Source organism: Nostoc sp., from assembly GCF_036919815.1.
In the GTDB taxonomy this organism is placed as follows: Bacteria; Cyanobacteriota; Cyanobacteriia; order Cyanobacteriales; family Nostocaceae; genus Nostoc.
Window position 1 is genome coordinate 21384 of record NZ_JBALCE010000030.1, and the last position, 23828, is coordinate 45211.

23 protein-coding genes and 1 tRNA gene are annotated in these 23828 nt (G+C 43.0%); 16 read left to right on the forward strand and 8 right to left on the reverse strand.

Annotated elements, in window-relative coordinates:
- Nucleotides 1-13: 13 nt before the first annotated feature.
- Nucleotides 14-1102 (reverse strand): beta-N-acetylhexosaminidase, encoded by a 1089-nt coding sequence (gene nagZ / locus V7K15_RS08245; RefSeq protein WP_334904676.1) that lies wholly within the window; start codon nt 1100-1102, stop codon nt 14-16.
- Between the two features lie 384 nt (nt 1103-1486).
- Here nagZ and pds point away from each other — a divergent pair, with 384 nt between their 5' ends.
- From pds to V7K15_RS08265, 4 genes are all read left to right on the forward strand, one after another.
- Complete coding sequence (gene pds, locus V7K15_RS08250) at nt 1487-2926, forward strand: 15-cis-phytoene desaturase (protein WP_334904678.1); 1440 nt, start codon at nt 1487-1489, stop codon at nt 2924-2926.
- Nucleotides 2910-3842 carry a 15-cis-phytoene synthase CrtB gene (crtB, locus tag V7K15_RS08255; RefSeq protein ID WP_334904680.1) on the forward strand — a complete coding sequence of 311 codons (933 nt, stop codon included), beginning with the start codon at nt 2910-2912 and terminating at the stop codon, nt 3840-3842. Before pds ends, crtB begins: the two co-directional genes overlap by 17 nt.
- 119 nt (nt 3843-3961) lie before the next feature.
- Nucleotides 3962-4053: transfer RNA gene (locus V7K15_RS08260), tRNA-Ser, on the forward strand.
- Nucleotides 4054-4245: 192 nt separating this feature from the next.
- Nucleotides 4246-5568, forward strand: a complete 1323-nt coding sequence (locus V7K15_RS08265; RefSeq protein ID WP_334904682.1) for an ABC transporter substrate-binding protein — start codon at nt 4246-4248, stop codon at nt 5566-5568.
- Nucleotides 5569-5835: 267 nt separating this feature from the next.
- On the opposite strand, the gene V7K15_RS08270 is transcribed toward V7K15_RS08265, so the two are convergent.
- Entirely contained in the window at nt 5836-6690 is an 855-nt protein-coding gene (locus tag V7K15_RS08270) for a hypothetical protein (protein ID WP_334904684.1), read from the reverse strand.
- A gap of 749 nt (nt 6691-7439) precedes the next feature.
- Between V7K15_RS08270 and V7K15_RS08275 the strand changes: the two genes are divergently transcribed.
- Nucleotides 7440-7757, forward strand: a complete 318-nt coding sequence (locus V7K15_RS08275) for a hypothetical protein (protein ID WP_292822970.1) — start codon at nt 7440-7442, stop codon at nt 7755-7757.
- A 247-nt stretch (nt 7758-8004) separates the two neighbouring features.
- Nucleotides 8005-9732, forward strand: coding sequence for a succinate dehydrogenase/fumarate reductase flavoprotein subunit (locus tag V7K15_RS08280; protein WP_334904686.1), 1728 nt, complete (start codon nt 8005-8007; stop codon nt 9730-9732).
- A 100-nt stretch (nt 9733-9832) separates the two neighbouring features.
- Here the strand turns inward: V7K15_RS08280 and V7K15_RS08285 are convergent, their stop codons facing one another.
- The 4 genes from V7K15_RS08285 to V7K15_RS08300 all read right to left on the reverse strand — a co-directional run bounded on the left by V7K15_RS08285 (nt 9833) and on the right by V7K15_RS08300 (nt 12694).
- Nucleotides 9833-10534, reverse strand: coding sequence for a DUF4276 family protein (locus tag V7K15_RS08285; protein WP_334904688.1), 702 nt, complete (start codon nt 10532-10534; stop codon nt 9833-9835).
- Nucleotides 10531-11718, reverse strand: a complete 1188-nt coding sequence (locus tag V7K15_RS08290; RefSeq protein ID WP_334904690.1) for an ATP-binding protein — start codon at nt 11716-11718, stop codon at nt 10531-10533. The genes V7K15_RS08285 and V7K15_RS08290 overlap by 4 nt, the downstream gene beginning before the upstream one ends.
- Before the next feature lie 294 nt (nt 11719-12012).
- Nucleotides 12013-12411, reverse strand: coding sequence for a helix-turn-helix domain-containing protein (locus V7K15_RS08295; RefSeq protein WP_334904692.1), 399 nt, complete (start codon nt 12409-12411; stop codon nt 12013-12015).
- Complete coding sequence (locus tag V7K15_RS08300) at nt 12395-12694, reverse strand: type II toxin-antitoxin system HigB family toxin (protein WP_334904694.1); 300 nt, start codon at nt 12692-12694, stop codon at nt 12395-12397. The genes V7K15_RS08295 and V7K15_RS08300 overlap by 17 nt, the downstream gene beginning before the upstream one ends.
- Nucleotides 12695-12892: 198 nt before the next feature.
- Here V7K15_RS08300 and V7K15_RS08305 point away from each other — a divergent pair, with 198 nt between their 5' ends.
- The 4 genes from V7K15_RS08305 (at nt 12893) to V7K15_RS08320 (ending at nt 16015) form a co-directional block, all read left to right on the forward strand.
- Complete coding sequence (locus V7K15_RS08305) at nt 12893-13852, forward strand: protochlorophyllide reductase (protein WP_334904696.1); 960 nt, start codon at nt 12893-12895, stop codon at nt 13850-13852.
- Between the two features lie 62 nt (nt 13853-13914).
- A complete protein-coding gene (locus V7K15_RS08310) occupies nt 13915-14559 on the forward strand; it encodes a hypothetical protein (RefSeq protein WP_334904698.1) in 645 nt (214 codons plus the stop codon).
- 92 nt (nt 14560-14651) lie between these two features.
- Nucleotides 14652-15104 (forward strand): DUF29 domain-containing protein, encoded by a 453-nt coding sequence (locus tag V7K15_RS08315; protein WP_334904700.1) that lies wholly within the window; start codon nt 14652-14654, stop codon nt 15102-15104.
- A 290-nt stretch (nt 15105-15394) separates the two neighbouring features.
- Complete coding sequence (locus V7K15_RS08320; protein ID WP_334904702.1) at nt 15395-16015, forward strand: TMEM165/GDT1 family protein; 621 nt, start codon at nt 15395-15397, stop codon at nt 16013-16015.
- Between the two features lie 105 nt (nt 16016-16120).
- On the opposite strand, the gene V7K15_RS08325 is transcribed toward V7K15_RS08320, so the two are convergent.
- The gene (locus V7K15_RS08325) at nt 16121-17014 is read right to left on the reverse strand and encodes a tetratricopeptide repeat protein (RefSeq protein WP_334904704.1); all 894 of its coding nucleotides are present in this window, start codon (nt 17012-17014) and stop codon (nt 16121-16123) included.
- A 378-nt stretch (nt 17015-17392) separates the two neighbouring features.
- Between V7K15_RS08325 and V7K15_RS08330 the strand changes: the two genes are divergently transcribed.
- The gene (locus V7K15_RS08330; RefSeq protein WP_334904706.1) at nt 17393-18421 is read left to right on the forward strand and encodes a hypothetical protein; all 1029 of its coding nucleotides are present in this window, start codon (nt 17393-17395) and stop codon (nt 18419-18421) included.
- A gap of 112 nt (nt 18422-18533) precedes the next feature.
- Here V7K15_RS08330 and V7K15_RS08335 read toward each other — a convergent pair whose 3' ends face one another.
- Nucleotides 18534-19703, reverse strand: coding sequence for a homocysteine biosynthesis protein (locus tag V7K15_RS08335; protein WP_334904708.1), 1170 nt, complete (start codon nt 19701-19703; stop codon nt 18534-18536).
- 368 nt (nt 19704-20071) lie between these two features.
- Between V7K15_RS08335 and V7K15_RS08340 the strand changes: the two genes are divergently transcribed.
- The 5 genes from V7K15_RS08340 to V7K15_RS08360 all read left to right on the forward strand — a co-directional run bounded on the left by V7K15_RS08340 (nt 20072) and on the right by V7K15_RS08360 (nt 23753).
- Complete coding sequence (locus V7K15_RS08340) at nt 20072-20206, forward strand: hypothetical protein (RefSeq protein ID WP_334904710.1); 135 nt, start codon at nt 20072-20074, stop codon at nt 20204-20206.
- The gene (locus V7K15_RS08345) at nt 20197-20322 is read left to right on the forward strand and encodes a hypothetical protein (RefSeq protein WP_334904712.1); all 126 of its coding nucleotides are present in this window, start codon (nt 20197-20199) and stop codon (nt 20320-20322) included. Before V7K15_RS08340 ends, V7K15_RS08345 begins: the two co-directional genes overlap by 10 nt.
- A gap of 86 nt (nt 20323-20408) precedes the next feature.
- A complete protein-coding gene (locus tag V7K15_RS08350) occupies nt 20409-20933 on the forward strand; it encodes an MFS transporter (protein ID WP_334904715.1) in 525 nt (174 codons plus the stop codon).
- Between the two features lie 17 nt (nt 20934-20950).
- Nucleotides 20951-22135, forward strand: a complete 1185-nt coding sequence (locus V7K15_RS08355; RefSeq protein WP_334904717.1) for an anion transporter — start codon at nt 20951-20953, stop codon at nt 22133-22135.
- Between the two features lie 598 nt (nt 22136-22733).
- Nucleotides 22734-23753: a tRNA-dihydrouridine synthase family protein gene (locus V7K15_RS08360; RefSeq protein ID WP_334904719.1), complete on the forward strand. Its 1020-nt coding sequence runs from the start codon at nt 22734-22736 to the stop codon at nt 23751-23753.
- Nucleotides 23754-23828 lie beyond the last annotated feature (75 nt).

Sequence of the window (23828 nt, forward strand, 5' to 3'; positions counted from 1 at the left end):
CCTATACCACCCATTATGAATAGGAACTAGCGATCGCTAGTTGAGCATGTTGCAATAATATATCTTTATCCAAAGTATGTATGGGATATTGCGGTGTTACTGCCAGTAGTTTCTCAATTCTTTCTCTGGCTGCCTCCACTAGTGATTCGTCTAAGCTACCCTTATTGAGGGAATCGATAAAATCTTCAGCAATCTGATAAGTTCTTTCTATAGATGATGAGTTGATATTGCGTGAGACAATAAACAAGTCGCAGCCTGCATTAAGTGACCGCGCCACAGTACCAGCTTTAATAAACATATCTGAGATCGCTTTCATATCCAAGTCGTCAGATACAACTACTCCTTCAAAGCCAAGTTCCTCTCTAAGTATGGTTTTGAGCATAGTCTGGGAAAGCGTTGCTGGCACATTAGGATCTATCTTGGGAAATAAAATATGGACAGTCATAATCAAAGGAATCTGTACTTCGATTAGGGCTTTGAAAGGTATAAGTTCTCGAAGTCGCAGGTCTTCTAGGGTTAAATTAAGTATTGGTAGCTCAATGTGAGAGTCCTTGCTGGTGTCTCCATGTCCGGGAAAGTGCTTGGCGCATCCCAAAATTCCTGAATCTCGAAGTCCAAGATAGTAGTCACGGGCACCTTTGGCAGCAGTTTCGGGAGTGTTACCAAAGGCGCGAGGTCCAATCACAGGGTTGTGGGGATGGGAAAAAATATCTGCTACAGGTGCCCAAGATAAATTGATTCCCAGTGATTTAAGTTCTACTGCTGTGGCTTTTCCTACTTCGTGGGCGTGCGATCGCAGCAACAAGGCATGAGGAAAGCGGGTAATTGGCAGTGGTGTACGAATTACACGACCTCCTTCATGATCCAGAGTTATGAACATTAAATCACGTTCAGTATATTCTCGTATTTGGCTGTTCAAATCCTTGAAGCTTTCCAGCCAAACCTGATATGGGGTGCCATCCAAAAAGTTTTTAGCAAAAAAGATCACCCCAATCGGTCTCAATTCATTGAGTGCAAGTTTATCGTCATCGCTTAATGTAGTGCCGGAAATACCTAAAATCAGGTGATGTCCAAAGCGTTTTAACTCCTGCGATACACCCATAATCTTTTACCTATAAGTTGTGTGGTAAACAACTGGGTTGTTCAAGCTAGAGGACAGAGATTTTTATCCTACACCCTTATGGGGAGCAGAAAGTTTTCAAAGCTAGGTTTTTTATTCTTGGTTTTATATTAGCTATTTTCAGTCAAAGGAATTACTTTTGTTTCCCTAAATCTGCTGCATATAAATCTAGATGAAATACTCACCGCAAATCCATTGCCAATAATGGTATTGGCAATTTGATTGGGTAGGTGCGCGGCGGTAAAATTTCCTTTGGCAAAAGTTTTTTGGGGAAGCGATCGCACAATAACTGCCAAATGTAACAGATTGCAACGTATAATGAGAACGACAAAACCATTAAGAAATATTGAAGGGCATTAAGGTTAAATGCGAGTAGCGATCGCGGGTGCTGGTCTAGCAGGACTTTCCTGCGCGAAATATCTCACAGACGCAGGTCACACTCCCATTGTCTTGGAAAGCCGGGACGTACTGGGTGGTCTAGTTGCGGCGTGGAAAGACTCTGACGGCGACTGGTACGAAACCGGGTTACACGCCTTTTTTGGGGCATATCCCAATATGCTGCAATTGCTCAAAGAGTTGGGCATTGAGGACAGACTCCAGTGGAAACAGCATACGCTGATTTTTAATCAACCAGACAAGCCTGGGACACTATCACGTTTTGATGTTCCAGATATTCCATCTCCTTTCAACGTGATTGCGTCGATTCTTCGCAACAAAGATATGTTGACTTGGGAGCAGAAGATTCGATTTGCAATTGGCTTACTTCCCGCAGTGGTTCGGGGTCAAAAGTATGTTGAAGACATGGACAAGTACAGCTTCTTAGAATGGTTGAAAAGGCAAGGTGTTGATGAGCGGGTAACTAGTGACGTTTTTATCGCCGCCTGTAAAGCGCTCACCTTTATCAATCCTGATGAAGTTTCGGCAACGATTCTGTTAACTGCACTGAATCGCTTTCTGCAAGAACGATATGGTTCCAAGATTGCATTTTTGGATGGTTCTCCCACAGAACGGCTATGCAGCCCGATTGTAGATTACATCACAGAACGCGGCGGGGAAGTGCGGTTGAATGCTCCCTTAAAAGAGATTTTGCTCAACGCCGATGGCACGGTGAAAGCGTACTTGATTCGGGGGTTAAATGGGGCAGAAGATGAAGTTTTCACGGCTGATGTGTATGTATCTGCCATATCGGTTGACCCTTTGAAGGTGATTTTGCCTAAGCCTTGGAAGCAAATGGAGTTTTTCAAGAAGCTAGAAGGCTTGGAAGGCGTACCAGTGATTAACCTGCATCTGTGGTTTGACCGGAAACTGACAGAAATTGATCACTTGCTATTTTCGCGATCGCCCCTCCTGAGCGTTTATGCTGATATGAGCAATACCTGCCGTGAATACGCCAACCCCAATCGCTCGATGCTGGAATTAGTTCTAGCTCCGGCAAAAGATTGGATTGCCAAATCCGATGAGGAGATTGTGGCTGCAACGATTGCTGAGTTGGAAAAACTTTTCCCCGACCATTTTGGGGGAGACAATCCAGCAACATTGCTGAAATCTCATGTGGTGAAAACGCCGCGTTCAGTTTACAAAGCGACCCCTGGTCGTCAACAGTACCGTCCCGCACAAGTTACGCCCATTGCCAACTTCTATCTCGCCGGAAGTTATACCATGCAACGCTACTTAGGCAGTATGGAAGGTGCCGTACTTTCTGGTAAGCTGACAGCGCAGGCAATTTCTGAGGCTCTCCCGGTAGCAAATTCCTCAAACCTGCAAACGCTCACCCGACCGCCCGCAACGAATGCTGCAACTGCCTGATTCCCCCCCGCGCATGAAAACGCTGGTCTCTGTAGACGAGTCCTACAACCTTTGTCGGCATCTCACAGCAAAGTATGCCAAGACTTTTTATTTGGGTACTTTGCTGATGAGTCCGGTAAAACGTCAATCTATTTGGTCAATTTACGCTTGGTGTCGCCGTACAGATGAATTGGTGGATGGACCCGCATCTGCTATTACCACGCCAGAAACCCTAGACCTATGGGAACAGCAGCTGGAATCGATTTTTGCGGGACGCCCATTAGAAAATTACGATGTCGCTTTAGTTGATACCCTCCAGCGCTTTCCGATGGACATTCAGCCCTTTCGGGATATGATTGCCGGTCAGCGCATGGACTTATATCGCAGTCGTTATGAAACCTTTGAGGAGTTATACCTCTACTGTTACCGCGTCGCCGGCACTGTTGGCTTAATGTCAACAGCAGTTATGGGTGTGGATAGCACCATATACACAGCTCCGTGGCATCAGAACAAACAACCTTATGTTCCCACAGAAGAAGCGATCGCTCTGGGAATTGCCAATCAACTCACCAACATCCTGCGGGATGTGGGAGAAGATGCCAAACGCGGACGGATTTACATTCCCCTTGAGGACTTGGCAAAATTCAACTACACCGAGCAAGATTTCTTCAAAGGTGTGGTAGATGAGCGTTGGCGGGCGCTGATGCGCTTTCAAATTGACCGGGCCCGCCAATTCTATAGCACATCCGACCAGGGAATTACTTATTTAGCATCCGATGCCCGTTGGCCTGTGTGGGCAGCATCAATGCTATATGGTCAGATTTTGGAGGTGATTGAACGCAACAATTACGATGTATTCAGCCAGAGGGCTTACGTTCCACAGTGGAAAAAGTTACGCACTTTGCCCGTAGCTTGGATGCGATCGCAAGTCCTTTAAAAAATTAGTCATTTGTCCTTAGTCGTTAGTCTTTTATAAATAACCAATGACCAATGAAAAATGACAAATGACTATTGACTCCTGCCAACAAAACTGCTAACATTATTATTCGTGAGTCAGGAGAGGTGGCTGAGTGGTCGAAAGCGGCAGATTGCTAATCTGTTGTACGGCAGGTAACTCCGTACCGAGGGTTCGAATCCCTCCCTCTCCGTTTTCCAGCCTTTGTTACACAGAGTATCTTCTGTGTAAAAAAATAAGTACTAATGCCGAGGCAAACACTTTTACTACCAAAGATGGATGATATGATTTATCCTTTGGAGCCTTGATAAGATCCAGCTAAATTACAAATCTAGTTTGAATCTTACTTTTAGGCTCCTAAATATCTGAGGAGTGAAAGTAAACTATGCGAAATATTAGCGCGGTCTTAACCTTTAGTATAGCGACCCTAGCAACTGGGTTCCTAGTAGGGGCTTGTGGTGATACAAGTACCCCCAATAGCGCAGCTAACAATGGAACTACCGCTACCCCAGCGGCAAACTCAACTACCACAAGCAGTGCTAAAGGGCTAAAAATTGGTTCCCTGCTACCGTCAACAGGCGACTTGGCTTCTGTGGGACAGCAAATGCTAGGTTCTGTACCTTTACTGGTCGATACGGTCAACGCTTGCGGTGGGGTGAATGGCGAACCTGTAACCTTGGTGCAAGTAGACGACGAAACTGACCCCAGATCTGGTGCTGCCGGTATGACCAAACTAGCAACTTTAGATAAAGTCGCAGGTGTAGTTGGCTCCTTTGCCAGTAGCGTTTCTAGTGCAGCAGTCTCCATTGCCACCCCGAATAAAGTCATGCTGGTTTCCCCTGGTAGTACCAGTCCCATATTTACCGAAAAGGCGCAAAAAGGCGACTTTAAAGGCTTTTGGGCGCGTACTGCTCCCCCCGATACCTACCAAGCACTAGCTTTAGCTCAACTTGCCAGAAAAAAAGGTTTCAAGCGAGTTTCTACAGTTGTGATTAATAACGACTATGGCGTGGGCTTTGAAAAAGCATTTGTGCAAACTTTTGAAAAATTGGGTGGAACTATAGTTAATAAAGATAAGCCTGTTCGCTACGACGCGAAAGCCCAGACATTTGATACAGAAGCAGCTGCTGCTTTTGCTGGGAAGCCAGATGCAGTCCTGGCTGTACTGTACGCTGAAACTGGTAGTTTGTTCCTGAAAGCCGCCTATCAACAAGGTGTGGCCAAGGGTGTGCAAATTCTGCTTACTGATGGGGTGAAATCACCTACTTTCCCCGAACAAGTTGGCAAAGAAAGTGATGGTAAATATATTTTAACTGGAGCGATCGGTACAGTACCTGGTTCCAATGGTAAAGCACTTGAAGCTTTTAACAAGCTGTGGAAGGATAAAAAAGGTGGTGCGCCAGGGGAATACGCTCCTCAAGCTTGGGATGCGGCTGCTTTATTGACGTTGGCAGCCCAAGCTGCTAAGGAAAATACAGGCGTTGGTATAGCCAGCAAAATCCGTGAAGTTGCTGATGGGCCTGGCACAGAAGTTACCGATGTCTGCGAGGGACTGAAGTTACTTAAAGATGGTAAGAAGATTAACTACCAAGGAGCCAGTGGCAACGTAGATGTTGATGCTAACGGCGATGTCATCGGTGTATACGATGTTTGGACAGTCGGAGACGATGGCAAAATTAAGGTAATTGACAAAGTTACCCCTAAGTAGAAAGTTAGGAGTTAGGAGTTATGAGTGAAACATTGCTAAACCACATTTATTTTGACATAGTTTTAAAAGTAATGGGAGCATCTTAGCAAGATGCTCCCATTACTCCAGGTTTCAAAACAGGACTTACGCAAACAATAGCCGAAACCCTGATTTTCAGGTAGGGGCAATACCCTACGGGAAGCTAAAGCTACATGAATTGCCCCTACCGTGTGTAGTTTTGCGTAAGTCCTACAAAATGGACGAGGTTTAATTCCTAACTCCTAACTCTTAAAACCCAGTGAAGTTGTAACCAACTCCAAACAACAAGCCCACATCAGTTTTATCAAAAAACCCGGCATTCACAGCAGCCGTTGCAGTAAATTGAGGAGTTAGAGGCACATCAATGCCACCAGATACCAAAAAGGCAAATTGCGAATCATCACCAGTTTTGTAAGCTCCACCTACTCCGACGTAAGGTGCGATCGCTAACGGTTCGCTAAAGGCATCTGCTGACTTGAAGGAAAAATCGTAGGTGATCGGAAGTAGAATTGTGGTGTTGTCCCCAAATACGGCTGAGGGTCGCACTGATATAGAATTTGTCAGTCCGATTTTGCTGACTACCGCGAAGTTACCGTCGCCCAAAGATGAGTCCCCACCATTCAAACCAATGTTAGCAGCGACTCCAATATAGCTGCTGCCACCACGGGTAGTTCTACCTAAATCAATATCCGATTGCGCCACTCTGGGAGCAGATGGTTGAGAAGTAGTTTGAGAAGTAGTTTGAGAAGTCGGTTGTACAAACTCAGAAGTAAGCATTGCAGATGAGGTTGCAACTGTACCTGGAACAGGTGTAGGCGTTACACTGGAGTTTTTCTGTATCGCAGCGTTAGGCAACTGCTGTACTTTAGTTAAATTTGTGACTGTAAATGTTTGAGTTGTTTCTGTAGAGAGATTCTGGCTTGCAGTGTCTACTTCTGTAGTAAACTCGTTGGGAGACGCTACAGTTGCGGAAGGGTCGGTTAATGGCTGACTGCTCACCTTGTCCACTGTCTGGGCACTTGCAGATAAGCCGCTACTCAGGACTGCAAGAGCAGCTATAGTTGGCAACCAAAAAACACCTTTACGAAGAAAAATAGTATTCACATTCACTCCTAAAACAATATTGCCACGAAAAATAAAGGGTTTGTTGAGTTAATTCAACAAATTCGGGCAATACTCAAAATTTAACACCAAAAAATCGGTTTTTGCATCCTGATTTTGCTGGATTTATCTACTTAATATTTACCAGTAAAAAATTAAATACCATATCCTGAATATCCGAAATTTGACAGATGAGAAAAATTCTCTGAGCTTTAAGCAAAAAGTCTATTTGTTGAGGAGGTCATCAGGATTGCGAAAACTTTTATCAATAAAACTTAGTCTACATCAACACCGAGCGTTCTTAGTCTTTATACCAACTGTTCAGCACATTGACGTTCCTGCTGTCAGGGACTTGCAAAAAAATACTCAGGTACTGATTGTGGGGTGGGCAAGATGAGCGCCTTTGGCTACGGGTGGGCATTTTGCCCACCCCACAAGATTGGATAATTTATTTGTTGTAAATCCCTAACTGTAATCGTCGAGGAGTCAAAACTATTTTGGGCTTTACCTCAAAGTACCCATACCCCTGCTCTGAAAGCTTGCTACAGGCAGCGACGACTACAGGAGAACAAGCTTCCCGTAGGCTATGGTTGGTCTATTTAAGGCGATGCTGTACTAGGAATTGCCCTTTGTAACCCTAAAAGTTGATTGTGAAGTGATATTACGAAGCTTGCAAAAATATTTAGAAATTGTCTACAAGACAAACATGGTTCTAACGTAGAACCTATTAGGAGAGACTTGAGGCAAATGTGATGAACGAAAATGATATTCAAAAGTATCGGTTTGTCTGTACCCTGACTTTCGGTGATATCTATGGTCAAATAATTGTTTGGTTGATTACAATTACCCTAAGTTTGGCTTCAGCCTTGGCGCTAATGGGTGCCAAGCGACCCGTGTACGCTTTAGCAACTGCGGGTCTCGTCGTTCTGCTATCGCTACCTTTCTTGTTGTTTGCCTTTGTCACTACCTTATTAAATCATATTGAAGTTATGCCTATAGGGCCTGGAACCAAAATGGAACCCATGCCAGGTAACGTGTCTCAGCAACAACCAGTACAAGCAACTAGCTAAAGAGTTAGGAGTAGGAGCAGAGACGCGATTAATCGCGTCTGTACAGGAGTTAGGAGTTATAAGTGTAGACCTAAGTCTTAATTTTTAACTTTTCACTCCTAATTTCAAAATTTGTAATCATATCCCTGTCTATAGGTAGGGAATTTTTTTGTAGAGATGCTAGGGCAACGATCGCAACACACTGCCTCATTAATCACAATCACGTCTCTACAATAGAACAGCAGTGGTTTGAGTTGGGGGCTAATTAATGCTGGAACACGATGTAATTATTGTCGGGGGTGGATTGGCGGGATGTCGCGCTGCTGTAGAAATTGCCCGTATTGACCCTAGTTTAAATATTGCTGTGGTTGCTAAAACGCACCCAATTCGTTCCCACTCGGTTGCGGCTCAAGGTGGTATGGCTGCATCCCTAAAAAATGTTGATTCTGAAGATAGTTGGGAAGCACATGCTTTTGATACTGTCAAGGGATCTGATTACTTGGCAGACCAAGATGCTGTGGCAATTCTCGCCCAAGAAGCGCCAGATGTGGTAATTGACTTAGAACACATGGGCGTTTTGTTCTCTCGTTTACCTGATGGGCGCATTGCCCAACGCGCTTTTGGCGGACATTCGCACAACCGTACTTGCTACGCGGCTGATAAGACCGGTCACGCAATTTTGCACGAATTGGTGAACAATTTGCGGCGTTATGGGGTGCAAGTTTATGAAGAATGGTACGTGATGCGTCTCATTTTAGAAGAAAATGAGGCCAAGGGTGTGGTAATGTTCCATCTTTTGGATGGACATATAGAGGTGGTGCGAGCCAAGGCAGTGATGTTTGCCACAGGGGGCTATGGTCGCGTTTATAATACCACCTCTAATGATTACGCTTCCTCTGGTGATGGTTTGGCAATGACTGCGATCGCAGGTTTGCCCCTAGAAGATATGGAATTTGTCCAGTTTCATCCGACTGGCTTATATCCGGTAGGAGTGCTGATTTCGGAAGCGGTACGGGGAGAAGGGGCGTATCTGATTAATAGTGAAGGCGATCGCTTTATGGTGAACTATGCACCCAGTCGCATGGAACTGGCTCCTCGTGATATTACCTCACGAGCGATCGCTTACGAAATTCGCGCCAGTCGGGGTATTCATCTCGATGGTAGTGCTGGTGGTTCCTTTGTCTATCTGGATCTGCGGCATCTGGGCAAAGAAAAAATTATGAGTCGCGTTCCCTTTTGTTGGGAAGAAGCACACCGTTTGGTAGGTGTTGACGCAGTAACTCAACCGATGCCAGTCCGTCCGACAATTCACTATTGTATGGGTGGTATCCCAGTTAACACTGATGGGCAAGTCCGCAGTAGTGGTGATGGTTTAGTTGATGCTTTCTTTGCTGCGGGTGAAACATCTTGTGTTTCCGTACATGGTGCCAATCGCTTGGGAAGTAATTCTCTACTGGAGTGTGTAGTTTATGGTAAGCGGACTGGGGCTGCGATCGCAAAATTTGTCCAAAAACGTAAGTTGCCCTCTGTAGATGAGCAACGCTATGTAACAGAAGCCCAGCAACAAATCCAAGCTTTGCTAGAACAACCAGGGCAGTATCGCATTAACCAAATCCGTCAAGCCTTCCAGGATTGTATGACGGAGTACTGTGGCGTTTTCCGCACTGAGGCATTAATGACCGAAGGGTTACACAAATTAGAACAAATACAACAGCAATATCCGCAAATTTATTTAGATGACAAAGGTAGTTGCTGGAATACCGAACTCGTGGAAGCTTTGGAATTGCGAAGTTTGATGGTAGTAGGACAGACTATTTTGGCATCAGCCTTGAATCGTCAAGAAAGTCGTGGCGCTCATTTCCGCGAAGATTATTCGCTGCGAGATGATAGCAACTTCCTCAAACACACAATGGCTTACTATTCACCAGTCGGTATTGATATTCAATATCGACCGGTGGCGATTACTATGTTTGAGCCAAAAGAGAGGAAGTATTAATAAAGGATAAAGTATGAAAGATAAAGGCTGAAATACCTTATTTTTCATACTTTATTTGATTTTCTAAATTAGACATAGTTTTAGATAATAACACACTTGACTAAGGAATTAGGAATAGGTCAAGATATCCAACAAATTCTTTCAAACTAGGAACACTATTAGTAAGTTGTATGTATATAAATTCATAATCGAGATTAGATGCAAGTCGATTCAGCTGTTTCTCGCTTTTGTTATAACCTTTACATACAAGATTATAAATCTGTTTCATATCATCGGAAGGTTTAGGTCTTGCTTCCATATCATCAGTCTTAGGATTAAATCCAAAATATTCTTGAATTCTCTCTGGGGTTAGACTTGCATCTATTTTGATAAAATGATTATATTCTGCTAAAAACCATGTTTCTATTTCCATGACAGCAAGAACTATGTCTATAGGAATTGCTCCTTGTGGTAAGGAATAACGCAAACCAGTTATAAGCTTCGATTTTTGAGATATGGGTATTGGATAAACATCTCTTAATCCTATTACTCTCTCATAACCAGAGGCAGTTAGAGTACTATATCTATCTCTCATATCTGAAACAACGCTGTTATCACTACATGAGTTATAAATCAAGACATAAAATTTTGTTTCATAAGTGACAACAGGGTTCTTTATTACCGTGGTATATCTTTCTAATTGATTACCATTTACAGCTATTACTTCTATTGCAATTCTATTTCTACCTGCAATTTCTTTAAGTAATTTTTCTACAAAAATCTGTTCTGTTTGCCCTTCCACAAAAATAGCTAGCTTTTTCACTGATCTATCTGCTCCTTCTTACCAAACCCTTCAACATAGAATTGAGTGGCAAAAAAGTCGAAATTGTTTAGACCAGTGAATTTAAAGTCTTCAAATATTTGCTTTGAATTATCTATGTTGTGAAGTTTAGCTAATCCTGGTTTCCTCTCAATTACTGACCAATACTCTAAAGGAACACCATTCATAATAAAGCGATCATTAGTGGTCATAACTAGCTGAACTAATCCAGTCTGCGCTTTGCTGATAAGTAACTTAATCATCGCTGATGATCTTTCAAAGTCGAGTCCTTCTCCAATATCATCTATCAATATACAACTAGGCTTTTTAGCTAAAAGAGAGTAGTTTATTTGAATAATTAGAGATAATGCTCTAAACATACCTTGAGATATTAAGTTTTGCTCAGTTTTATCTTTTAGATCACTTTCTTGAACATAAAGCCATTTTAGGTCTATCTTGTCGGATACTTCATCCTCTTCCTCAGAAAATAGAAGTGATGGCGTTTGAATATCAATATCAGATATGTTGTAGCCTATAGATGACATATCTGACTTGATAGCTTCAATAAAAGATTGACCTGATTTAGATTTACCTAATTTGAATACTTCAATTACATTCTCTCTATCTCTCTTATTTCTACTTTTTCTGATTTTTTTAATCCAGCTATCGACCGCAACATTGTTTCTACCTAAATCTGTTCCAAATTGATAGTAATTTAATGAACTTGCCCAATTGTAAATTTCATCAAAAACAGGATGTTGGATAGAATCTCTACGCTGGAAAGCAGCAACTTCATCAGTAGGAGTTTGAAAGTCTATAGATGTTTGTAGCTTTTCAGCCCAAATCACACCTATACCTGATTCATTTCTATCAAGGTAATTCTTAAAACCAATACTGAAATTCTCTTTAACTACTTGACCTTGATCAACTGTCAATATATAGATTTTCTTGTTATCTGCGTTATCAGAGTCGAAAGTTAATTTCCACTTTCTCGACATACGATCAGGTCTTAGACTGGCGTCACCAGATAGTAAACCCGATATCAGGTTTATAGCTCTCAGTATTTTCGATTTACCAGAGGCATTTTTACCAACAATCAAATTTACATCACCTAACTGGCAACCATCTAAACGCCACTCACTTGGCAAACCTTTATCCTGACAATATTCCACTAAATCTAATTTCATGTGTTTTTAATTTTTTACAATTTTTAGTGATTATGGTGAATTATCGTGACGTGTACTTAGTACAGTCCATTAGCAAGGCTCATACTAAATTCTAATGCTATTCATAACGAAAGCAATATTCCTTTGCCTGTTACTTTCTAATCTGTATCAATTTATTTAGGTTTTCCCCTACGAGCAAAAGTTGAAAACGCTTTATATTCAAGCTGATTTGAAGGATAAGATTGTAGTCATAATTGATCAAGATGGGAAATCGATCTGAGTGAGAAGCGATCGCCTATATTTTAAATTGAGGCTTTAGATAAATAGGCTAGGTGAAACCTTGAAGTAATCACCAAGTATTTTGGCTTGTGCCTTACTAATCGAACGCTTACCATTGACAACCTCAGACACTACACCACTCGATCCAATAACGCCTACCAATTCAGCTTGACGGGTTCCACTTGCTTCCATGATGTGTTGAAGTATCTCATGAGGCAAAGATAGATCCATCGGATAGTTCTGTCCCTCATATACTTCAATCAGCTTCACCAGCAACTTCTGTAAAACTCGCTCCTCCTGAGTACGATTCTTCGCAAAGGTTAGACGCTCTGCCACTACCAGCAGACGTTCGTACTCCTCTTCTGTCTCAATTACTTTGGGAGCAACTTCAGCTAGCAGATTGCTATAAGCAGTTTCGTCAAAAGTAAAAGTCATTTTTCCATTTGCCTTTATCGTATTCAGTATGTGTAAGAAAGTATTTGTAGTAAACTAACTGGTCTTCATCATCAATACCGACAATTAGGCGATAATTATTACCCTTGACATTGAAAACAGTGAAGTTGCCAACCGCTTCAGCATCCCGGTAAATCTTACGAACGTCCTCCAAATTCTGCCATTCCGCCTTCTTCACAGTTGCATACCAGTCGTCGATCTGCTTCTTGACATCGGGATATTGAGCGGTATCAGTGTGAAGGTTGCGAATTGCAATTAGATGCATTTGTTTCTAGCTTTTTTGTCATATATTCTCAATAAAAATCAATTATGTTTAAATTCTCTCAAAATGAGAGCAGGCAGTCAAGAGTAGTTATTACTTGGAGTAGGAGTTACTTCAGCCTAATACAGCATTGAAAAAGCTGGTGACAATAGTGGCTCACTGGTGTGAGATCCTAGAGATAGTCAATAAAAGCTGAAGAGAATGGAACAACATCAGAAGCCAACGGTTGTAATTACGGGTACATCGTCGGGGGTGGGTTTGTATGCTGCGAAAGCGCTTGCTGAAAAGGGATGGTATGTAGTGCTGGCCTGTCGGGATTTAGCGAAGGCGCAAAAAGCTGCCCAAGCAGTGGAAATACCCTACAACAGTTATACCAGTATGCATATCGACCTTGGCTCCTTGGAAAGCGTTCGACAATTTGTAAAGAACTTCCGAGCTAGTGGAAAGTCTCTAGACGCTTTGGTGTGTAACGCCGCAATTTATATGCCTTTAATAAAGGAGCCGTTACGCAGTCCAGAAGGTTACGAGTTAAGCGTTGCCACAAATCACCTGGGACATTTCCTATTGTGCAACCTCATGTTGGAGGATCTGAAGAAGTCATCTTTAGAGCCAAGGCTGGTAATTTTAGGAACCGTCACGCACAATCCAGACGAGCTGGGTGGGAAGATTCCGCCGCGTCCCGACTTGGGTGATTTGCAGGGCTTCGCAGAAGGGTTTAAAGAGCCGATCTCGATGATTGATGGCAAGAAATTTGAACCAGTCAAAGCTTACAAAGATAGCAAGGTTTGTAACGTGCTGACTATGCGGGAACTGCATCAGCGCTATCACGAGTCAACCGGTATCGTCTTCAATTCTCTCTATCCGGGATGTGTTGCAGAAACACCGCTATTCCGAAACCACTATCCTCTGTTTCAGAAAATCTTCCCATTATTTCAGAAGTACATCACTGGGGGATATGTGTCTCAGGAGTTGGCAGGAGAACGAGTTGCTGCCGTAGTTGCCGATCCTGAGTACAATCAATCTGGTGTCTATTGGAGTTGGGGAAATCGCCAGAAGAAAGATGGCAAGTCTTTTGTTCAAAAAGTCTCTCCTCAAGCCCGTGATGATGAAAAAGCCGAGCGGATGTGGGAACTAAGCGCAAAGTTGGTTGGAATTGCGTGATGATGCAGGATGCAATAATTTGATTTTTACTTGATAAATGATCTTTAAAAGTAAGATGAGTGATGGCAAAGGTAAAACGCAGTGGTGGAGAAGGTTTTGCCAAACCACCTAAACCACCTCGTATTGATGATTCTTTTGACTTTGAAGAACTTATTAACGGCAAACAAATCTTGGTAGCCAACGTAATTACAGATGCAGCCAAAGGGATTGGAGATATGTATACACTCCTAACCTACAATGATTTGAATGACGAATTTTCAAATTTTAGAGTTGTTATTGGCACCGCATTTGAATCATCTTTAGTTAACTTAGCAAGAAGAAGGAGGCTTGAAGAAGGTAAAGGTTTGTTAACTTTAACCCCAAAAAGCTATCGTGAAAAATGGCAACTTGCTGATAGAAGTGACGGTGATATAGTTTTCAATTGGTGGACTTTGCCTGAGTTAAAAGTTGCTCAAGAGCGGAGCTATATTTTTGGAGGTACTCGAATTATTGCTAAATTAGCGGAACCTTTAATTGTCCATACGAAAGATAGGTTCCCAGTTATTTGTCATGCTGCTCCTTTCAAAGAAGCAGACGGAGAGACAAGCTATGCTCATCTAGTGTTCACCGTTCCACTCGATACTGATGAGTCAACAAAACATCACAACCTTTACATAGTGGAACGCGAGACTACACCTCTGACAAAATTAATACCTCCCAATTCTTAGAGTCCCTAGGGTGCGTTACATTGTGTTAACGCACCGCTGTTAATTATAAAGATATGCGAGATATTATCTAAACATTTCTTATGGAAACTGCCATGTTTTTTCTAAAGGCGCATTCCCAAACGCTATATGAGGCTGATTACTTGCAGTGGATAGAAATGACTGTAGAAAAATTGCAAAGTCAGGATTACGCGAACGTGGACTGGGAAAACCTCATCGAAGAAATTGCCGACATGGGAAGGAGTGAGCGTCGGAGTCTCAAGAGTAATCTGATTGTAATTCTGGTGCATTTGCTCAAATGGCAATTCCAACCGGAAAAAAGAAACGGTAGTTGGGAAGGAAGCATTATTGAACATCGTAGACGTGTCAAAGAAGCTCTAGATGATTCGCCTAGTCTCAAATCCTATCTTGAGAGCATTTTTGGTGAGTGTTATGCACAAGCGCTTAAGCAAGCAAAAGCTGAAACTGGTTTGTCAGTGGAATCCTTTCCTGTGGTGTGTCCATACCAGCTACCAGAAGTCACAGATGAGGAGTTTTTACCTGAGTAAGTACTGAATCGGACTGTATATGCCGATGCATTCCCTACTCCCTTGACTTCTACCTATAAAAAATGTATAATTATAAATGCATAGAAGGGGAGTAGCTGCTGGCCAAAAAGATAAAAAGCCAGTACATCTGAATCAACATACTGGCGATGAGCCTGGTTCAGGTGGCAAATAATCAATATTTGAAAGCGAGACCTTCACTAAGTTCACACCGAAAAGTGTGAAACTTGGTGAGGTCTTTTGGTTCTCATCAAGCTTCACATCGGTAAACGATTCTTCAGGAGCTTGAGAGAGTGCTAACAGCTTTTACCGCAGCTTTATTATTAATTACAGTTTCAGAACTAGGCGATAAAACATTTTTTATTGCTGTGATTTTGGCAATGCACCACCCCCGGCGGCTGGTATTTACAGGTGTGACAGCCGCTTTAGCCGCAATGACCATCCTTTCGGTGCTATTTGGACAAGTGGTATCTTTGTTGCCAAAAGCTTATATTCATTACGCCGAAATAGCTTTATTTATTGCCTTTGGTATCAAGCTGCTGTATGACGCTAGTAAGATGTCGGCTGCTGCTTGTGATACAGAAGTTGTAGAAGAAGCCGAAGCTGCGGTGAAAAAGGCAGACTTGCAGCTACCAAAGCAAAAGACTTCCTTGGCAATTATAATAGAAGCTTTTGTGTTGACATTTATGGCAGAGTGGGGCGATCGCACGCAAATTGCGACGATTGCCCTAGCAGCAGGTAATAATCCAATTGGAGTGACAATAGGTGCAATTTTAGGACATGCCATTTGTGCTGCGATCGCAGTTATCGGCGGCAAAATGATTGCCGGACGCATTTCTGAGCGTCAACTCACCCTGATTGGCGGATGCCTGTTTTTGGTCTTTGGTGTTGTTGCTGCCCTTGAGGGAGCATGAGGGGAGTAAGAATTTTAGATTTTAGATTTTAGATTTGAGATTTTAGATTGAAATTTAATCCAAAATCTCAAATCCAAAATCCAAAATTGAATTGCCCCATGCCCATTACTTAGGAGTACTTTCCACTGAAGGCGCGGGAGATGCAGCAGGATTAGGAATCGGGGAAAACGTTGCTGCTTTGTTAATTTCGTCTTTGTATTGAGCAGGTGCTAAAGCTGCGGCACTATCAAATAAAGGTTTTGCATCTGCGTTTTTGCCCTGTTGTTTCAGGAGCATCGCTTTTGCCACAACGGGGCGAAAATCCTTGGGATCTTTCTTAATTGCTTGGTCATATACAGAGCTAGCTTGAGCGTAGCGTTTCTGGGAAGCGTGAACAGAACCTAACAGCACTTGCACAGCGACTGTATCTACACTTCCAGGCTGAATTTTATTTATTTGGGCTGCGTTAGAGAGAGTTTCTTGCAACAAACCAATGGCTGCTTCGGGGCGTTGCTGATTTATCAACAGAGACACCATTCCTTGCAAAGCCTTTAAATCGCCCGGTTTAGTAGACAAAATAGAGCGATAAGCTTGAGCAGCTCCTTCGCGATCGCCAATTTGCTGTTTGGCTTGAGCCAGTAGCACTGAATATTCTGATTGTTGGGGATTCAGCTTCGCTAGCTTTTCTAGGGGTTCAATGACGACTTGAATATCAACTGGTTTAATCTCACTTTTTTCTTTTTGACTGAGTAATTGTAGCCGCGCCTGTAATAGACCCTTAAGCGCAGTCTGATTTTCTGGTTCCCTTTGCAAAACTAGCTCATAACCCCGTACTTCGTCTTCCAATTTTGATTTTTGGTCAGCTCCGGGCAAACTGCCTCTGGTGCTAGCGATATTCTGGTTTGAGGATGGCGTATTATTAAATGCTCCAATTATGGGAATCACCGAAACACCCACAAAAGCAAGAATTGCCAGCACCAAGACAACTTGAACTATCCAGCGATTGCGTGTTTGAGTCACAGTTTTGTCTTTCTCCTGAATTCTAATGACATTATCATTTACACAAATCGTAAAGTTAAAAATTTCCAAAACTTTGCGGAATACCGCCAACTGCCTGTGAATTTTATAACAATTAACTATCCACACTGCTAAAGTAAGTGATGACTTTAGGAGGAGCCGTCAGAACTGTAGCTATGATATGCTTCCCAAACTAGTGTCAAGCCGCTAAATTACACATTTAGTGTTTATACGCTAAATTTAGCGCTTTTAGGATTGTATAGAGTACCCTGGTGTGACTTTGTTAAAAGCCAATATACTTTCATCAGTCGCACAAATGCTCTTTCCAGCTGCCTTTGTAAAATCCCACAATGGGATGTGTCTCCGCCGCAAGGAGTTTTTATGAATTCCGACCTGATGCCGTTGCCTGAATCCTCCAATTCTTCTGCCTCTAACCAAGGCCAAACTAACGTAGAGACAGCCGCTAATGTTCATATAGCAGCCCAGTCCTCTAAAGAAGTTGAAAATTCGCCTGTCAACCCCAGCGAGACTGACTCAAATGGGAACTTGGCCAATCGACAGCAACCGATTCCGCCTCCCAGTGAGCCGATGCAATATCGAGCGATCGGGTTAGTCCGGGGTCGCTATCATGCTAGCAGCGAACAATTTACTCAAGGTACACTGCTAACCGCAGATGGTGTAGAACTCAATGCCGTCCTCCTAGGCCGGATTATGAGTTTAGTCAAGAATCACCTAGACTTAGAAAAAGAACACTTGTGGGTAGTATATCCACGGACTAGACAAGAAAATGATACCTTGCACATCCAAATCGTTGGAGTTTGGGAGCCAGAAAATCTGGCTAAAAACTCAACAGATGAGGACGACTCAGATTTGGAGTTGCAAGAGTTACAGACACCCGATGATGGCTTATCGGAAAATTCTGAATTAAGTACAACTGCCCTGATACCCTCATCAGAAGTTGCAGATGGTGGTTTTTCTGTTCGTGGTGAAGTAGTATACCAGTCTTTTGATACTAAGAGCTTGGTAGTCAAAATTAGGCAGGCTCCACGGAAATCAACTGACAAACCCAAGTATTTTAAGTTGAAATTGAGGGGTGTGCTGACCACCAAAGCAGTAGGAAAGTTCTGGGACTTCCAAGCCAAGCGGGAAGCTGACGTTTTGGTAGTAGAAAAAGCTGAGGCGATCGCTGACTTACCCAAAAAACGCAAACCACCATTCAAAGGTGCCCCTCGTGCTGGTGGTGCTGGTGGTGCTGGTGGAAGAAAACCATTCCCCCCCAGACGCACTGGCGAAACCCCCCGTCCGATCAAGAAAACAGGCGCAGGTGGCGACCCCTCTGTGGTGTCAAAACCTATACCAAAAACGCCCGCTCCTAAGCCCATCAAGCGACCGAAACCGACTCTTGAGTAGGGGATTGGGCATTGGGCATGGGGCATTGGGTATGGGGCATTGGTTATTAATTCTTCTCCCTTACTCCCTCATCTCCCCCTACTCCCCATTCCCCATTCCCCATTCCCCAGTATCAAAAATCCGTCCGACGATCTTGGGGCAGAAAAGCTCGATCCATTGGAATTGGGGAAACTGCTTCCGTGAGGGTAAATGTACCTGCTTCGATCCACTTTTTCAACTCTAGGGCAACTTGCCTAGAAAAAAACAAACTCGCTAAGGGGGCAACGCGTACTGCTTTGCCCTCAATGGTGATCCGCCCAGATTTGAGTTGGGCATAACTCACTAAACCAAAGGTGGGACGGACGCGCCGGGGAATGGAAAAATCCACTATTGGGGCTACTAAGTCTTGATCTTGCACGGCACAGTGTTCAACTACTTGTTCATTTAATACAGGGAGTGGTACACCAACGCCTAACATCAATGAGGGACCATAACTTTTGAAGTAACACCCTCGTACCCAATGAGCATCCATTTGCTTGGCATCACCAATTAAAGCTAAAGTGGCACAAGGCCCAATCGGTGTACGATTAGCTAAACGCTTTTGTAAAGGGAAGTGCTGAGTGCCTTCCCAAGCGACATAGCCAACACCACCGCCTAAAAAAATTCGAGTACCTATACCAACGAGTTGCAAATCGGGGTCGTTGAGTAAGGGAGAAATCGCACCGGGGTTAGAGTAAACGGCATTCCCTAGACGCGGTTGTAATGGTCCGAGATAGGTGAAGAGGGGGCGATCGCCACCATTTACACCAACAATAAAATTTTGATAAAGATTGCGCGGGTTAAATAAATAAAACTGATTAATCGTTTCACTGGTAATTGTAGTTTCAAAAGCTGCTCTGGGGTAACAATCTGTTACTTGTCCTTGCGCTTTTACGTGTATAGGTTTACCAGCGATCAAATCTTCGATTACATGACCACCGCCACGTTCTCGGACTTCTTCCCCGTCCATCGTCTCCACAGCAGAACTGGCACCTAAATATAAATCGACTGCCCCAAAACCAGAGTATGCTGGCACGCCATCTAACCAGCATCGGCGAATTTTTATCGGAGGGTCGGTGTGTCCCAGATTGATAATTGCACCACTTGATTCCATCGGCTCAAAGGTGCCAGTAGTAATTACATCAACTTCTTTAGCAGCTTTAGTAACACCGATTTCTACAACTCGTGCTTTTAATTCTTCAGTTGTCAACACTACCGCACGTTGGCGGCTGATTTTCTCGTTAATTTCTGCAATTGTTCGCATCTTGTCAGTGCTTGCGCTTCCTGCTGTCTTCCTCTCTGAAGGATATCTTGATAAATCACAGACTCTTGCGTAATTTCCTCTCGAAATAGTTGTCGGCAATCTCTGCGCGACAGCTTAACACCCCGGATCGGGTTAAAATTCTAAAAAAAACAATTAAAATAATTCGTAATTAAGTTTTGCAACGGGGATTTAGACCCCGCCACAATACTTGCGGTTTATTAGTTGCTTTTGACTTAAACCTCCAGAAGTTGTTAAAAGGGCGGCTAGTAGATTTAGCACGATTTTTGCATGAGAGTATTGTGACCTCTCCATAGCTAAATATACTTAGGCGTATTGTTCCATAGTTCACAAAATATCACTAAAGACTTATGCAAAAACAGCAAAAACCGAGTAAGAAGAGTTTGCGATCGCTTGATTACTTGAATGTGTTTCTCGCAGATGTGCGCGATGGTGTTGGGCCATATCTGAGCATTTACTTCAAAGCTTCAGAAAATTGGAACTAGGGCGTGGAGATGGTGAAGAGGGCGAGGCGGAGGATAAAGAAAAACATCAACATCGTTATGAAGGCATATTGCAATTATTAAGCGATCGCAAAATCCTTTTTTTACTGTTGCAGTAGTTCTCTTTCACTTTGCCAATGCTGCTATGTTACCGCTAGTTGGTCAAGAATTGGCGCAGGGTAAAGGGACAAGTGACACAGTTTAGATGTCTGCTTGTATCATTGTGGCTCAGTTAGTGATGATTCCGGTGTCCAACTTGGCTGGGCGTTTCGCAAATGCAGCCCGAAAACCCATATTTGTGCTTGGCTTTGCCGTCTTACCGATTCGAGGAGTGCTGTATACGCTTTCAGACAATCCCTATTTTCTCGTTTCTGTGCCAATTCTGGATGGTATTGGAGCCGGGATTTTTGGTGTACTTTCCGTGTTGATGGTAGCTGATTTGACTAAAGGCACAGGAAGATTTAATGTTACCCAAGGGATACTAAACACTGCTATTGGTATTGGTGCGGGTTTGAGCAATGTCTTAGCTGGCTTTGTGGTTAAAAGTGCTGGTTACAATGTTGGTTTTTTGATTTTAGCAGCGATGCCCTTCTCTACGAGAGGCTACGCCAACGGCAAGCTCAGGGTAAGACCTGTGGCGGGCTATGCCTACGCAGTTGTGGCTTTGGGAGTTTTTTGGTTCTGTGTACCTGAAATAAAAACAGGAGTTAATAGAAAGGTATCACGTTAAAAGAATCTAGCGAAATCATGATTGTTTTCAGATACATTATCATTGGGCTGACTTATATAGGTTTGGGTTTAGGGTATCTACCTGGTTTGCGGATGAACCGAGCCAGTATTGCTTTAGTTGGTGCATCTTTGCTGATGGCATTCGGGGTATTAGACCTCAAAGAAGCATGGCAAGCTATAGACTATAAAACGCTGATTTTCCTATTTAGCATGATGGTAATCAGCACAAACTTAGCTTACGCTGGTTTTTTCCAACTAACCCTTGATACAGTTACACACTTTACCCGCAGCCCTTTAGGTTTGCTGATTATTTTAACTTTTGGCAGTGGAATTCTCTCCGCTTTTTTTCTGAATGATACTATCGCTCTAATTTTGACTCCTTTGGTTCTCGGCTTAACCCAAACTTTGAACCTCAATCCTATTCCTTACTTACTTGCCTTGGCGGGAGCAACTAATCTGGGTTCAGTAGCTACCTTAAGTGGCAATCCGCAAAATATCCTAATTGGTTCCTTCTCTGGTATCAGCTATCTCGATTTTGCTAAAGCATTGACTCCCATCGCATTAATAAGTTTGTTGATTCAAATTGGGTTACTGTGGTGGCTTTATCCTGATGTCCGTTCTACTAAGTCTTGTCCAAGTGGAACCCCCGTGCGTTACCGCATATTTAAACCGTTACTTACTAAAAGCCTATTGATAACCGCAGGACTATTAATTGCATTTTTAATTGGAATACCCCCAGCCCAAGCAACATTCGTAGCTGCTGGTTTACTATTTATTACTAGGCGAATCAAACCGCAACGAGTTTTAAATAAAGTAGATTGGGATTTACTGGTGATGTTTTCTGGACTATTTATTGTGACTGCTGGAGTGCAAAAATTAGGAATATTGAATTTATTTGGCGGTTTAGTTCATACTCCCTTGAGCATATTAGGAGTTACTGCTCTGCTTTCAAATTTAGTTTCCAATGTTCCAGCAGTATTGCTATTACAACATTTACTTCCCCATCCAGACACAAAAACCTGGTTATTATTAGCAGCAAGTTCTACCTTGGCAGGTAATCTAACTTTGTTAGGTTCAGTTGCTAATTTAATTGTTGCTGAGGCTGTTGCAAAACTTGGTTATCACTTGTCGTTCTGGGAACATTTACGTTTTGGTCTACCCCTAACTGTGTTGACTCTCATCCTCGCTTATTATTGGATTTAGTCATACACGCTGTAGGCTATCAATCCAAATTAGCGAAATCTGCCAAATCTTAGTCAAAGACAACTCAGAACTGAGAGGCAAGGGTGGGTGCTGGTCGATTGTCAGCGTAGTGAATGACTTTACTTGCACCACAAAACTATCAGAGGTTGTTGTCGGAATGGAAAGTTCAGCATCAGCAACGACGCAATTTGTGGAAAGCAATGGGGAAATTAGGATTCATGTGAAACTTTCAGTTCTTGCAGGAGAAACTGCCGCGAGTTGATAAAATGTATACCGCAAAAAATTCCTTCATTTTTATGACTGTAAAAATCCAGACCGAAAAAGACTTTTTAACGGCAAGCACCAATATAAAGATAAATCAAGAAACAGAAAACGAAAAAGTTCTATGTTCTCACTGTCAGCGTACCGCTACGAATGGTATTAAATGCAAAGGGATTTGTGTGGCTGACAATGACTATTAAGGTATGAATTTTATCAAGGAAAGAATTGATTGCTTCCAAAATTACCTTGATTACAGCTTTGGGCTTTTATGTTCGCAGTTCCTAACAAGTAACCATTTTTTGATAGAGTGATGCTTTGTCGATTGCTCCTGATCTCTATGTCCCAGGTATCGCTTCCCCAATCGCTTCATCCATACCTACCTCTCACCGCTCTTGCGCCCATGCAGGATGTGACAAACCTCTGGTTTATGAAGGTCATTGCTCACTACGGCAGTCCTGACTACTTCTTCACCGAGTATTTCCGCGTCAATGATACCTCACGGCTCAATCGTAGCATTCTGACAGCAATCACCGAAAACGACACGGGTCGCCCCGTTTTTGCTCAAATGATTGGCGAAAGCATTCCAGACTTAGTAAGAACAGCAAAGGAACTCTGCAACTATAATATCGCTGGAGTTGACTTGAACATGGGCTGTCCAGCACCTAGAATATATCGCAAAAATGTTGGGGGTGGATTGCTACTCTCACCAGAAAAAGTGGATCGGATTTTGGGAGAACTGCGTTCTGCTGTCAACGATCGACCTTTGACCGTGAAGATGCGCGTAGGGTTTGAAAATACAGATAACTTTTACGAAATTCTAGATATAATCAATCGCCACAGCATTGATTTACTGAGTTTGCATGGTCGCACGGTGAAAGATATGTACCACGGGGCAGTAAAATATGATTTGATTGCTAAAGCGGTAAGACGAGTCGATTGTCCAGTGCTTGCCAATGGCAATATCGACTCGGCGACAACTGCTGTTGAAGTGCTTTCTCAAACGGGTGCGGCGGGTGTGATGGTGGGACGCTGGGCGATCGGGAATCCTTGGCTTTTTAATCAAATTCGGCAAGCTTTGCGCTTCGAGACGATCACGCCCGTTCCTTTAGTACAGGTACGCAACTATATTGATCGTTTATGGCAAACCCCCACAGCAGCAACTATGCCAGAGCGATCGCGCGTAGGCTACCTCAAAATGTTCCTCAACTATATTGCCCTAAATGTTGATGCTGAAGGTGATTTCCTGCGGCTGATGCGACAGACACAGACTGAGGTAGAACTGTTTAACCTCTGCGATCGCGTTCTCCTCGCTGATCAAAAGAAAACTTTAGCCCTAGCACCCTCCTTCAGCATATAACTGTAGACAACAAATTTGATTCTGCCGCAGAAATTTAAGACTCATTACTAACTTTGGCTACTTTCATTATTTTTT

Coding starts and splice junctions, on each gene's coding strand:
- nagZ (WP_334904676.1), bottom strand. CDS start 1,102: ATGGGTGTATCGCAGGAGTTAAAACGCTTTGGACATCACCTGATTTTA.
- pds (WP_334904678.1), top strand. CDS start 1,487: ATGCGAGTAGCGATCGCGGGTGCTGGTCTAGCAGGACTTTCCTGCGCG.
- crtB (WP_334904680.1), top strand. CDS start 2,910: ATGCTGCAACTGCCTGATTCCCCCCCGCGCATGAAAACGCTGGTCTCT.
- V7K15_RS08265 (WP_334904682.1), top strand. CDS start 4,246: ATGCGAAATATTAGCGCGGTCTTAACCTTTAGTATAGCGACCCTAGCA.
- V7K15_RS08275 (WP_292822970.1), top strand. CDS start 7,440: ATGAACGAAAATGATATTCAAAAGTATCGGTTTGTCTGTACCCTGACT.
- V7K15_RS08280 (WP_334904686.1), top strand. CDS start 8,005: ATGCTGGAACACGATGTAATTATTGTCGGGGGTGGATTGGCGGGATGT.
- V7K15_RS08290 (WP_334904690.1), bottom strand. CDS start 11,718: ATGAAATTAGATTTAGTGGAATATTGTCAGGATAAAGGTTTGCCAAGT.
- V7K15_RS08295 (WP_334904692.1), bottom strand. CDS start 12,411: ATGACTTTTACTTTTGACGAAACTGCTTATAGCAATCTGCTAGCTGAA.
- V7K15_RS08300 (WP_334904694.1), bottom strand. CDS start 12,694: ATGCATCTAATTGCAATTCGCAACCTTCACACTGATACCGCTCAATAT.
- V7K15_RS08305 (WP_334904696.1), top strand. CDS start 12,893: ATGGAACAACATCAGAAGCCAACGGTTGTAATTACGGGTACATCGTCG.
- V7K15_RS08310 (WP_334904698.1), top strand. CDS start 13,915: ATGGCAAAGGTAAAACGCAGTGGTGGAGAAGGTTTTGCCAAACCACCT.
- V7K15_RS08315 (WP_334904700.1), top strand. CDS start 14,652: ATGTTTTTTCTAAAGGCGCATTCCCAAACGCTATATGAGGCTGATTAC.
- V7K15_RS08330 (WP_334904706.1), top strand. CDS start 17,393: ATGAATTCCGACCTGATGCCGTTGCCTGAATCCTCCAATTCTTCTGCC.
- V7K15_RS08335 (WP_334904708.1), bottom strand. CDS start 19,703: ATGCGAACAATTGCAGAAATTAACGAGAAAATCAGCCGCCAACGTGCG.
- V7K15_RS08340 (WP_334904710.1), top strand. CDS start 20,072: ATGCAAAAACAGCAAAAACCGAGTAAGAAGAGTTTGCGATCGCTTGAT.
- V7K15_RS08350 (WP_334904715.1), top strand. CDS start 20,409: ATGTCTGCTTGTATCATTGTGGCTCAGTTAGTGATGATTCCGGTGTCC.
- V7K15_RS08355 (WP_334904717.1), top strand. CDS start 20,951: ATGATTGTTTTCAGATACATTATCATTGGGCTGACTTATATAGGTTTG.
- V7K15_RS08360 (WP_334904719.1), top strand. CDS start 22,734: ATGTCCCAGGTATCGCTTCCCCAATCGCTTCATCCATACCTACCTCTC.